This window comes from Nonomuraea sp. NPDC049784 (assembly GCF_040659615.1).
Taxonomy (GTDB): Bacteria; Actinomycetota; Actinomycetes; order Streptosporangiales; family Streptosporangiaceae; genus Nonomuraea.
Genome location: NZ_JBFAMX010000298.1, coordinates 1 through 11,772 on the forward strand (window position 1 = coordinate 1; position 11,772 = coordinate 11,772).

The window sequence follows — 11,772 nt, forward strand, 5'->3', positions numbered from 1 at the left end:
AGCACACCAGGTACGCGCACTCGGGCCTACGCGGCGCCCGCTCGCAGGAGTGGGGCGGCGGGGCCGTCGAGTTGGCGGGGCGGGACGAGGGGGCGCGGTTAGAGTTGCGGCATGGTGCGGGTGATGGTGGTGGACGACCACCCCATGTGGCGTGACGGCGTCGCCCGGGATCTCACCGAGGCCGGCTACGAGGTCGTGGCCGCCGTAGGGGAGGGGCGGCAGGCCGTGCGGGCGGCCGGGGCGGTGCGGCCGGACGTCGTGGTGCTCGACCTGCAGTTACCGGACATGCCGGGTCCGGAGGTGGCCGCCAGGCTGGCTTCGGTCGAGCCGCCACCCAGGGTGCTGGTGCTGTCGGCCAGCGCCGAGCAGGACGACGTGCTGGAGGCCGTCAAGGCAGGCGCGTCCGGATATCTGGTGAAGTCGGCCAGCCGGGAGGAGTTCCTCGACGCGGTACGCCGTACCGCCGACGGCGACGCCGTCTTCACCCCGGGGCTGGCAGGGCTCGTGCTCGGCGAATACCGGCGGCTGGCCGCGCAGTCCGCGCCCGCCGAGGGGCCGAGGCTGACCGAGCGCGAGACCGAGGTGCTCAGGCTGGTCGCCAAGGGCCTGACCTACAAGCAGATCGCCGAGCGGCTCGTACTCTCCCACCGCACGGTCCAGAACCACGTCCAGAACACCTTGGGCAAGCTCCAGTTGCACAACCGAGTGGAGCTGGTGCGATATGCGATCGAGCGGGGACTCGACGCGGACTAAACTCAATGGGTCGCGACGTTGGCATCAACGCGCGCAATTCCCCGTCTTCCCGGAGGTTCCACCATGACGATGTCCGCCCTGGGCGAGCCGTGCGTTCTGCTCAAGCTGGGCGAGATCGTCCTGAAGGGCAAGAACCGCGAGGTGTTCGAACGCCGCCTGATCAGCAACATCCGTGACGCGCTCCATTCGCTCGACCTCAAGGTCGACGTGCGCAAGCGGCACGGCGTGATCGCGATCTTCCTGCCTCAGGGCACCACAGCCGAGCAGGCGGACGCCGTGGCCCAGCGGGTCGCCGACGTGCCGGGGCTGGTCTGGATCCACCGGGCCTGGCGGGTCGCCAAGGACCCCGACGCGGTGCTGAAGGCCGGCCTGGAGCTGGTGGGTGAGAGCGAGGAGGCCAAGCGGGGCGCCCGCTTCGCGGTCCGCTCCCGCCGCCGCGACAAGCGCTTCCCGCTGCGCTCCAACGAGCTCGACCGGCTCGTGGGCGGCGCGATCAACGACGAGTACGGCCTGCCGGTCGATCTCAAGAACCCTGAGCTGACGGTGTTCATCGAGGTCGACAGGGACGAGGTGTTCATCTTCACCGGCGGCATCCCCGGTCAGGGCGGCCTGCCGGTCGGCAGCAGCGGCCGGGCCCTGGTGCTCATGTCCGGCGGCATCGACTCGCCTGTGGCGGCGTACCGGATGATGCGGCGCGGCCTGCACGTCGACTTCCTGCACTTCTCCGGCATCCCGTTCACCACCTCGGAGTCGATCTACAAGGCGTACGCGCTGGTCAAGAAGCTCGACAGGTTCCAGGGCAGGTCGCGGCTGTGGGTGGTGCCGTTCGGCAAGGCCCAGCAGTCGATCCGCACCTCGGGGCAGGACCGCCTGGCGGTGATCGCGCAGCGGCGGCTCATGCTCAAGACGGCCGAGGAGGTCGCCCACCGCATCCACGCCTCGGCGCTGATCACCGGCGACGCGCTCGGCCAGGTCTCCTCCCAGACCCTGGCCAACATCACCGCCCAGGACAACGCGGTGGACATGCCGATCCTGCGTCCCCTGGTGGGCTGGGACAAGACCGAGATCATGGCCGAGGCGCGGCGCATCGGCACGCTGGAGATCTCCGAACTGCCCGACGAGGACTGCTGCACCCTCCTGGCGCCCAAGCGGGCAGAGACGCGGGCCAAGATCGAGGACCTGAAGCTGATCGAGAAGCGGCTCGACGCCGAGGAGCTGTGCGTGCAGCTCGCCGACTCGATCCAGGAGTACACGCTGGACTGAGCCGGGCCTCGGGGCCGCGAGGAAGTCACATGATCAGTACGCAGGCCGGGCGTTCGACCTCGTACGCCTGCCCGGAAGGCTGGGGAACGCCGTCTTTCAGTTCGAAGACGGTGATGACGTCCGACTGCTGGCCGGCCACGTACATGGTGGTGCCGTCGATGGCGAAATGCCTGGGCCAGTGGCCGCCCGACGACACCTCGGCCACCGGCGAGAGGTCCGCGGCGCGCAGCACCGAGATCGTGTTGGGGCCGCGGTTGGCGACGTACACGAGGTCGCCCTCGATCTGGAGGTGGGACGGATAGTTCTCGCCCTCCTCGCGTGAGGCGGGGGCGACGGTGCGGCGCTCGCCGTCGATGAGGGTGACGGTGCCGTTGAGCTCGCCCGCCACGTACAGGCGGGACCCGATGAACCCGAAGTGGCGCGGGCCCGTGCCCGGGTGGATCGGGATCGGCTCCAGGACAGTGCCGTCGTAGCGGTAGCGGCGGATCTCGTCGGTGCCGAGGTCGGAGACGTGCAGGATCCCGTCGTGGAAGACGGCCTGGTGGGCGTGCGGCCCCTCCTGACGGTCCTTGTTCGGGCCGGAGCCCTTGTGGCGCAGCACGATCGGATCGCCCTCGAAGGCGCCACGGGAGTCAAGGCGGTAGATGACGGCCGTGCCGTCGCCGTAGTTGGCCGCCGCCAGCACGCTGCCCGTCGGGTCCACGGCGACGTGGCAGGGGCTGTCGCCCTCGCTCGGCCGCTCGTCCAGCAGGCTCAGGCTCCCCCCGGCCTGGAACGCGGTCAGCCAGCCGCGCTGGAGCTCGCCCGCCGCGTACAGCACCGGCAAGGTCGGATGAGCGGCCAGGAACGACGGCGACGCCACTCTGGTGAGCCCGCCGCCGAGCGTGAAAATGCCTGGGCCATATCCGCCTACGTAGACCTGCTTCACAACCGGGATCCTTTCATGGTTGACTATGGCAATGAATTCGTTGACAGAGGCAAGAGTCTCTGAGATCAGGGCCTTCAATCGGTTCTATACGAAAGTGATCGGCGTTCTGCAGGCAGGCCTGCTCGACTCGCCGTATTCGCTGACCGAGGTGAGGGTGCTGTTCGAACTGGCGCATACCGCGCCGATGGAGACCGGAGAGCTGCGCGCCCTGCTCGACCTGGACGCGGGCTACCTCAGCAGGATCCTGACCCGGCTGGACGGCGACGGTCTGGTCTCGCGCGAGCGGTCCGCGTCGGACGCGCGCAAGCAGCTCGTACGGCTCACCGCCGCGGGCGCGGAGACGTTCCGGTCGCTCGACGAGCGCTCGGCCGAGGAGATCGAGCGGCTGCTGTCCGGGCTGCCGGACGAGGGCCAGGAGCGGCTGGTCACCAGCATGGCCACGATCAGGCGGGTGCTGGGGTCCGAGGGCGCACAGCTGGCGTACGTGATCAGGCCCCCGCGCACCGGCGACCTCGGCTGGGTCGCCTTCCGGCACGGGGACCTCTACGCCAGCGAGTACGGCTGGGGCACCGGCTTCGAGCAGCTCGTCGCCAGGATCGTCGGCGACCTGGACTTCTCGCGCGACGCGGGATGGATCGCCGAGGTGAACGGGGAGCGGGCCGGGTGTGTGTTCTGCGTGCGCCAGGACGAGACGACGGCCAAGCTGCGGATGTTGCTGGTGGAGCCCTCCGCCCGGGGGCTCGGGATCGGGCGGAGGCTCGTGGATGAGTGCCTGCGGCACGCCAAGGCCGAGGGGTACAAGCGGATCACCCTGTGGACCCGCGACTGCCTGGTGAGCGCGCGGCGCATCTACCAGGCGGCCGGGTTCGAGCTGGAGTCGGAGGAGAAGGGCACGGAGAACGGGGTCGAGGTCACCGAGCAGATGTGGTCGCGCGACCTCTAGGCCACCAGTTGAGCGGGCCCGCCAGGCGCATCAGGCTCGGTACGAGCACCGCCCTGATCACGGTCGTGTCCACCAGCACGGCCACCGCCATGCCGACGCCCAGCATCTGCACGAACGTCACCTGCGCCGTGGCGTAGGCGGCGAACGTGAGCGCCAGGATGCCGCCGGCGGCCGTGATCAGCGGCGCGCCCTTCTGCAGGCCGCCGGCCACGGCCTCCTCGGTGTCGCCCGTCCTGTCGTACTCCTCCTTGATGCGGGAGAGCAGGAACACCTCGTAGTCCATCGACAGGCCGTACGCGACGCAGAGCATCAGGATCGGGATGCTGGGGTCGAGCGTGCCCGTCGGGGTGAACCCGAGCAGGCCGGAGAGGTTGCCGTCCTGGAAGACCCAGACGATGGCTCCGAACATGACGCCCAGGCTGAGGACGTTCAGGAGCGACGCCTTGATCGGGATGATCAGACTTCTGGTCATCCCGAACAGCACCAGGAACGTGACGCCGAGCATGAGGGCCAGCACCAGCGGGAGCCTGTCGACGACCGAGGCCCGGTAGTCGGCCAGCTCGGCCGGGTAGCCGCCGACGAGGACCTCGAAGGGCGGCTCGACGGCGCGTACGGCCTCCACCAGCCGCACGGGGTCGTCGGCGAGCGCCTCGCCGGACGGGACCACGGAGACCCAGGCGCCCTGCCCCTGGAACCTTCGCGGGTCGCCGTCGCCCACCCGCCGGCCTTCCGCGAACGAGCCGGCGGCTGAGTCGACCTGGGCGACCCCGGGCAGGCGGGACAGCGTCACAGCGTACTGCGAAACATCCCCCGCTGCCCGATCTTTCGAGATGATCTGGATGGCGTCGGTCTCCTCCGCGGGGAAGGACTGGCGGATGACCTCCTGGGTCTGCCGGGACGACGCCTCCGGGGGCAGGATGCGATCGTCCGCCACGCCGAATCGCAGCCCCAGGAACGGCGAGGCGAGCAGCAGCAGCACCGCCGTCGCCAGCCCCCCGGACGCCAGCGGCCGGCGCATCACCCTGGTGGCCAGCGCGTGCCAGAACCGGGACTCCCGCTCGGGCCCGGCCCGCCTGGGCAGCATCGTGCCACCGATCGAGGTGAGCACCGCGGGCAGTACGATCACCGCCGCGAACAGGCCGCCGAGGACGACGGCGATGCCCGCGTACGCGAAGGACCGCAGGAAGTCGAACGGCAGCGCGAAGAGCACGGCCAGGGACGCGGCCACGGTGAGCCCGCTGAACAGCACAGTCCGCCCCGCGTGCTCGACCGCGCCGGCGACCGCGCTCGCCCGGCCGGCGCCGCGCCGCGTCTCCTCGCGGAAGCGCTGGATCACGAACAGGCAGTAGTCGATGCCGAGCCCGAGCCCCATGGCCAGAGTCAGGTTCAGGGCGAACGTTGAAATATTGGCGAATAGCACGACGCCGCGCAGGAGCGCCAGCCCGATCACCATCGCGAGCACCCCGGCCAGGATCGGCACCAGGGCCGCCATGGCCCGCCGCTGGTAGAGCCAGAGCAGCACGAACGCCAGCGGGAAGATGACCAGTTCGGCCCGCACGAAGTCCTGCCTGGCCAGCGGCACGGTCTCCCTGAAGACCTCCTCCCCTCCCCCGGCCCGCACCTCGAGCAGACCGGTGCCCTTGGTGATCTCGGGCACGAGCCTGGGCAGCACCTGCGCGCGCACGTGATCGGCGTCCCCGGGGATGCGCACCACGATCAGCGCGTGCTTGCCGTCCTCGCTGCGCAGGGTGGCGGGCTTGCCCCGTGTCCAGTACGAGGCGGACTCGGCGACGCCCTCCTGCCCGGCGACCCGCGCGGTCAGCTGCCTGCCCTCGGCCTCCACCGCGGGATCGTCCACGGTGCCGGACCTGACGGTCGCCAGGAAGATCATGTCGGGGCTGCCGGTGCCGAAGCGCTGGACCAGCTCGGCCTGCGCCCGGTCGGACTCGCTCCCCGGCGCCTCGAACCTGGCCAGCGACAGCCGCGGCACCGCCCCCGCCGCCAGCGCCGCGGCCGCGACGAGCACGACGGCGGCCAGCGCGAGCACGATCCTGCGGCGCCGTACGAGCAGGAATCCCAGCCTGCGCAGCGGTGGCCCACCCATCTCCTCCCGAGCCGGCCGGACCTGCGTGTTCACCGCCATGTCGCCTCCCCCCTGGACAAAACCCGGTAAACTACTCGTGTTTTCGTTACCGAATCAGAAATACAAGTGAATGCTCGTATTTGTCAATGAGGAGACCCATGCCTGAACGCACGGTCCGCCGGCAGGCGCGCGGCCTGAAGCGCATGGCCGAGATCCTCGACGCCGCCGAGTCGGTGATCGCCGAGGTGGGATATCCGGGCATGACGACGAACAACGTCGCCGCGCGGGCTGGGATGTCGCCGGGGTCGCTGTACCAGTTCTTCCGCAACAAGGAGGAGATCCTGGACGGGCTGGTGGCGCGCTACACCGTCGACCGGCAGGAGTTCTGGGCCGCGCGGCTCGCCGCCGTCACCCCGGAGGTGCCGCTGGAGGCGCTGGTGGGGCAGCTCGTGGACGAGAGCGTCAGGTTCAAGAGCGCGTCACCGGCGTACTGGTCGCTGCTGTACGGGTCGGCGACGGGCGATCAGCTGGCCGCGGCGTCGCAGCGGCTCCACGCCGACATCGCCCGGCAGGTCGCCGCCATGCTGCGCCGCCGCTCCCCTGATCTGCCGGAAGATCGCGGGGCGCTCATGGGGACGATGACGGTGGCCATGGTGAAGGCGGTGATGCCGCTGGTCACCTCCGCGCCGCCCAAGCGCGGCGCGGAGCTGGTGGACGAGCTGAAACTTGCGCTGGTGCGCTATCTGACCTGATCAGGCGCGGAACGGGCCCGCCACCTCGAACGTGCGACCCTCGGTGCGGCCGCGCCTGGCCGAGAGGTAGAGCCGCTCGCCGCCCGGCGAGAAGGCCAGCCCGGTCAGCTCCGCCCCGGCGTGCCCCTCCAGCCTGAGGAACGGCGTGACCGCGCGGTCGGGGGTGATGACGTCGATCTCCGTCGTCTCCCTGGCCACGTAGAGGTCGCCCGAAGGGGCCGCGGTGATGGCGCGCACGCCCTCGCACAGCCGGTCGAGCGTGGCGGACTGCGTGTCGTAGGCCCACAGGGCCGTGTCGCCCTTGGTGGTGAAGTAGCACACCCCGCCCGCGTAGTGGCAGCCGTCGCCGCCGTCGAAGTGGCGGGCGTCGTCGACCTGGTGGCGAGCCGCCGTGAACAGGGCCGCCGGTGAGGGCACCGCCTCCCAGCGGCCCGCGGCGCACAGGACCTCCAGCGTGCCCTCCGTCAGGTCTCCCCAGTCGCCGGGCCTGAACCGGTAGAAGCAGCCGTCGGGCTCGTCCTCGGTCATGTAGATCACGTGCCGCTCCGTGTCGCAGGCGGCGGCCTCGTGTCTGAAGCGGCCCATGGACAGGCGGGGGCGCGCGGCCCGCGCGCCGTAGGGATCGCACTCGAAGACGCGGCCGCGGTCGCCGAGCTCGCACGACAGCCAGGTGTGCCACGGCGTGGCGCCGCCCGCGCAGTTGAGGTCGGTGCCCGATAGGATGCGGTACGCGTCACCGATGGTGCCGTCCGGGCGGAAGCGCAGCGCCGAGGCTCCGCCGAGCAGCGGGAGCTCGGAGTTGGACACGTAGATCCAGCCGGCGCCGTCGGGGAAGCAGGCGCCGCCGTCGGGCGCCGCGTGCCAGGTCAACCCGGCGACCTTGTGGCCTGAACGGGCCACCACCCTGCCGGTGAAGCCGGACGGCAGCGCGAGACCGTCGGCGTCCGGCAGGCCGAGCGGACCATACGGGCTGGTGCCGCCCCGCCAGAGCGGGCCCGTGCGGAGGAGAGTCTTGTGGGACATCGTGGGGCCTCCCTCTAGGTGCCACGCTAGTCGACCGCACCGACATGAATGACAGGGACTCGCGACATCAAACTCTGCGCAAACCCCGGACTCCCTCCACGCGATCATGCGGCTAACGCACGTACACGACCCGGCGCCCCGCGTCTTCGTGGCAGTCCGTGCCCCCCATGGGCGCGCCCCGGAGCACCGGACGCCGGTGGGCGGACACGTTCGGCCGTCTCCATAGGCATGGCGAAGCCGGTCACGACATGCCAAAGCCCGGGCTCCCTGATCGGGCTCCCGGGCTTTCCGGCAGGTCAGGCCATGGCCTGGAACATCCAGTGCTGCTTGTCGATGTCCTGTGCCACCGCGATGAGCAGGTCCTGCGTCACCGGGTCGGGCTCGTCAGTGACCCGGACGCGCTCGTGCATCCGCCTGCTGACGCCGTCCAGCAGGTCGGTGATCGTCGCCACCACCTTCCCGTCCTCCAGCCAGCCGGACTCCGGCTGCTGGAGCTTCGTGGCCCTGGCGACCGTGGCGGAACGGCCGTCCGGGTTGGCACCGATCGCGACGGCGCGTTCGGCGATGGTGTCCATGTGTCTCCTGGCCAGCTCGGTGAGCTCGTCGAGCTGGAGATGGATCGAGCGGAAGTGAGGGCCGATGAGGTTCCAGTGTTCTTGCTTGGCGACCAGCGAAAGGTCGATGAGATCGACCAGGGCGCCCTGCAGAGCCTCCGCGACGGTGTTCTTGGCCTCACCCGAAAGGGGGCCGGTAATCGCGGCCATGTCGTATTCCTCCCCGTAGGTCGGACTTTTTCCCTATTTAGAAGGACAACGACATGGCGGCGGGCATTCCGCCTCGTTGTTGACAGTGTAATAATGACAGTGTCATTGTGGAGGTATGAGCGACACCTGGACCATCGGCGAGCTGGCCGAACGAGCGGCACGCGCCCTGCGCGGCGGCGCGGCGCCGGTCAACGGCCGGGTCCGTGACGTGCCCGGAGAGCGGCTGATCAGGTGGTACACGACGATCGGCCTGGTGGACCCGCCCCTGACCCGGCGCGGCAGGATCGCCCAGTACGGCCGGAGGCACCTGCTGCAGCTGGTGGCCGTCAAGCGCCTGCAGGCGGCCGGCCACTCGATCGCCCAGATCCAGGCGGCTCTGGCGGGCGCCACGGATCGCATGCTGGAAGCCACGACCGGCCTCGCGCCCTCCCCCTCCGCCCAGGGACTCGACGCCACCCTCGGATCGAGCGCCACCCCGGCACCCGACGGTGCCCTCGGATCGAGCGCCACCCCGAGACCGAACGCCGCCCCGGGGACGGACGCCGTTCCGGGGACGGCTGCCACCTCGAGAACGGACATCGCTCCGGGGCTGCACACCGCCTCTGAGCCGGACGCCGCTCCGAGGCTCGGTGGCGCTTCTCCCCCGGAGACCGCCCCCGTGCTGGAGGGCTCGTCGGCGATGGACGACGTTGCCGGGCCAGGCCGCCCAGCGCGGCCGGGCAACGCCGCGACACCAGCCGCGACGCCTCGGCCGGACACGGCAGCTCGGCCCGACACGACGCCTCGGCCGGACGCGGCGGCTCGGCCGGAGGACGCGTTGCTCGGCGAGGCGCCGATGAAGCACGGGCCCGCGCCTGAGGGTCGCGCGTGGCCAGAAGCCGACGCCACGCACGTCGGCCCGGGACGCGATACCCATGCCACGCACGACGGCGCAGGTGCCGCAACCGGCATCACGCACACCCGAGACGGTGGCGCACGCGCCGGTGGGGAGACCGCGCGAGGGCGGTTCTGGGCTGATCGGCCGGGGAAGGCGGCCACACGGGCTCACGAGACGGCCGGCCAAGGCGCGACCCGTGACGAGACGGCCGGCCGGCCGGGTGGCGTGCCGGGGAGCCATGGCGCTGCCCCCATGGTCACAGGGTTCAGGCTCGCGGACGGGGTGCGGCTCGTGCTGGATGCGGGCAGGGCCCCCACCGAGGAGGACGTTCAGGCGGTGCTGGCGGCGGCGGGGCCGCTGCTCGCGGTGCTCGAAGAGAGGGAGCTGAGATGAAGATCACTTCGCTGGAGCCCGCACGGTGCCTGCCGGTGCCGGACGCCGGGATCGGCGCGCTGCGGACGGAGCGCGGCAACCTGCCGCTGGAGAGCGTGGACGTGGCCGCCGACATCTCCGGGCTCATCGCCGGGGTCGAGGTCACGCAGGGGTTCAGGAACCCGTTCGACGTCACGCTCGAGGCCACGTACGTCTTCCCGCTGCCCGACAGGGCGGCCGTCACCGGGTTCAGGATGGAGGCCGACGACCGGGTGGTCGAGGGCGTGCTGAAGGAACGCGCCCAGGCCAGGGCCGACTACGACCAGGCGCTGCGCGAGGGCAGGCGGGCGGCGATCGCTGAGGAGGACCGGCCCGACGTGTTCACGATCAGGGTGGGCAACATCCTGCCCGGCGAGCGCGTCTCGGTCAGGCTGACCATGAGCCAGCCGCTGCCGTACGAGGATGGGGCGGCCACGTTCCGCTTCCCGCTGGTCGTGGCCCCGCGCTACATCCCGGGCAGCCCCATCGACGGCCCGCCCGCTGGCGACGGCGCCGCGCCCGACACCGACGCGGTGCCCGACGCGTCCAGGATCAGTCCGCCCGTCCTGCTGCCTGGCTTCCCCGACCCCGTGCGTCTGTCACTGCGCGCGACCGTGGACGCGGCCGGGCTGGAGCTGCGTGAGCTGGCCTCGAGCCTCCACGTGGTCGAGGAGGAGGGCAATACGGTACGCCTGCGCCCGGGCGAGCGGCTCGACCGCGACTTCATCCTGCGGCTGTCGTTCGACGGGTCCACGTCGTTGCAGCTCGACGGCCGATCGGACGGCACTGGCACGTTCGCGCTCACCGTCGTGCCGCCGCCGCTCCAGTCCACGCGCGCGCCGCGCGACCTGGTGCTGGTGCTCGACCGTTCGGGCAGCATGGGCGGCTGGAAGATGGTCACCGCCCGGAGGGCCGCGGCCCGCATCGTCGACACGTTGACGGAGCACGACAGGTTCGCGGTGCTGACGTTCGACTCCGTGGTGGAGGAGGCGTTCGAGGGGCTGGTGGAGGCGTCCGACCGCAACCGGTACCGCGCCGTCGAGCACCTCGCCCGCGTGGACGCCCGAGGCGGCACCGAGCTGCTGGAGCCGCTGCGCCGGGCCATCGCGCTCCTGGGCGCAAGGAACGAGCGCGAACGCGTCGTGGTGCTGGTCACCGACGGCCAGGTGGGCAACGAGGACCAGATCCTGGAGCAGGCCGGCGGCGCGCTGTCGGCCATGCGCGTGCACACGGTCGGCATCGACCGCGCCGTGAACGCCGGCTTCCTCGGCCGCCTGGCCGGGCTCGGCGCGGGCCGGTGCGAGCTGGTCGAGTCGGAGGACCGGCTGGACGCCGCCATGGAGCAGATCCACCGCAGGATCGGCGCTCCCCTGGTGACCGACCTCTCGATCAAGGGCCTCGACGTCGAGCCGGACACGGTCACCCACCTCGGGTCGATCTTCCCCGGCGTGCCGCTGCGCGTGTACGGGCGCTACCGCGAGGGCTCCTCGCTGACCGTACGCGGGATGGCCGCGGACGGGCCGTGGGAGGAGCAGGTCGCGGGCGTGACGGTGGACAATCCGGCCATCCAGGCCGTGTGGGCGCGCGCGCACCTGCGGGAGCTGGAGGACCGGTACGCCATGGGCGAGCACGACCTGGAGTCGCGGATCGTGCGGACATCGCTCGAGTACGGCGTGCTGTGCCGCTTCACCGCGTACGTGGCGGTCGACACCAGGCAGGTCGCCGAGGGCGGGCCGGAGCACCGGGTCATCCAGCCGGTCGAACCGCCGAGCGGGTGGGAGCTGCCGCAGGCGCCGCCGATGATGGGCTTCACGGCGCACGCGGCGGTGATGGCCGCCCCGCCGGCCGGGGTTCAGCGGATGCGGCTGCCGGAGCCCGGCCTCGGCCTCGCCGACGCGCAACCGGACTTCCTGACCGGTGGGCCGGCGGGGGGCGCCGAGGGGCTCGGCGCGCCGCCGAGGCCGGCTCCCGCCGT

At 71.4% G+C, this 11,772-nt stretch carries 10 protein-coding genes; 6 read left to right on the forward strand and 4 right to left on the reverse strand.

The features are described 5' to 3' along the window. Window positions 1–111: 111 nt before the first annotated feature. Both AB0J09_RS39285 and thiI read left to right on the forward strand, forming a co-directional pair. Complete coding sequence (locus tag AB0J09_RS39285) at window positions 112–753, forward strand: response regulator transcription factor (RefSeq protein ID WP_360702549.1); 642 nt, start codon at window positions 112–114, stop codon at window positions 751–753. A 63-nt stretch (window positions 754–816) separates the two neighbouring features. Next, the gene (thiI, locus tag AB0J09_RS39290; protein ID WP_360702552.1) at window positions 817–2,016 is read left to right on the forward strand and encodes a tRNA uracil 4-sulfurtransferase ThiI; all 1,200 of its coding nucleotides are present in this window, start codon (window positions 817–819) and stop codon (window positions 2,014–2,016) included. Window positions 2,017–2,041: 25 nt separating this feature from the next. On the opposite strand, the gene AB0J09_RS39295 is transcribed toward thiI, so the two are convergent. Further along, entirely contained in the window at window positions 2,042–2,944 is a 903-nt protein-coding gene (locus AB0J09_RS39295) for a beta-propeller fold lactonase family protein (RefSeq protein ID WP_360702554.1), read from the reverse strand. Window positions 2,945–3,038: 94 nt separating this feature from the next. Here AB0J09_RS39295 and AB0J09_RS39300 point away from each other — a divergent pair, with 94 nt between their 5' ends. Further along, the gene (locus AB0J09_RS39300) at window positions 3,039–3,887 is read left to right on the forward strand and encodes a helix-turn-helix domain-containing GNAT family N-acetyltransferase (protein WP_360702557.1); all 849 of its coding nucleotides are present in this window, start codon (window positions 3,039–3,041) and stop codon (window positions 3,885–3,887) included. On the opposite strand, the gene AB0J09_RS39305 is transcribed toward AB0J09_RS39300, so the two are convergent. Next, complete coding sequence (locus tag AB0J09_RS39305; protein ID WP_360702559.1) at window positions 3,856–6,030, reverse strand: MMPL family transporter; 2,175 nt, start codon at window positions 6,028–6,030, stop codon at window positions 3,856–3,858. The genes AB0J09_RS39300 and AB0J09_RS39305 overlap by 32 nt on opposite strands. A gap of 98 nt (window positions 6,031–6,128) precedes the next feature. Here AB0J09_RS39305 and AB0J09_RS39310 point away from each other — a divergent pair, with 98 nt between their 5' ends. Then, entirely contained in the window at window positions 6,129–6,722 is a 594-nt protein-coding gene (locus AB0J09_RS39310) for a TetR/AcrR family transcriptional regulator (RefSeq protein WP_360702561.1), read from the forward strand. Here the strand turns inward: AB0J09_RS39310 and AB0J09_RS39315 are convergent, their stop codons facing one another. Beyond that, window positions 6,723–7,745, reverse strand: a complete 1,023-nt coding sequence (locus AB0J09_RS39315; protein ID WP_360702564.1) for an alkaline phosphatase PhoX — start codon at window positions 7,743–7,745, stop codon at window positions 6,723–6,725. 296 nt (window positions 7,746–8,041) lie between these two features. Then, the gene (locus AB0J09_RS39320) at window positions 8,042–8,509 is read right to left on the reverse strand and encodes a DNA starvation/stationary phase protection protein (RefSeq protein WP_360702567.1); all 468 of its coding nucleotides are present in this window, start codon (window positions 8,507–8,509) and stop codon (window positions 8,042–8,044) included. 115 nt (window positions 8,510–8,624) lie between these two features. On the opposite strand from AB0J09_RS39320, the gene AB0J09_RS39325 reads away from it, so the two are divergent. Beyond that, the gene (locus tag AB0J09_RS39325; RefSeq protein ID WP_360702570.1) at window positions 8,625–9,779 is read left to right on the forward strand and encodes a MerR family transcriptional regulator; all 1,155 of its coding nucleotides are present in this window, start codon (window positions 8,625–8,627) and stop codon (window positions 9,777–9,779) included. Then, on the forward strand, window positions 9,776–11,772 hold a 1,997-nt coding region (locus AB0J09_RS39330), incomplete at its 3' end, for a VIT domain-containing protein (RefSeq protein WP_360702573.1). The genes AB0J09_RS39325 and AB0J09_RS39330, both read left to right, overlap by 4 nt.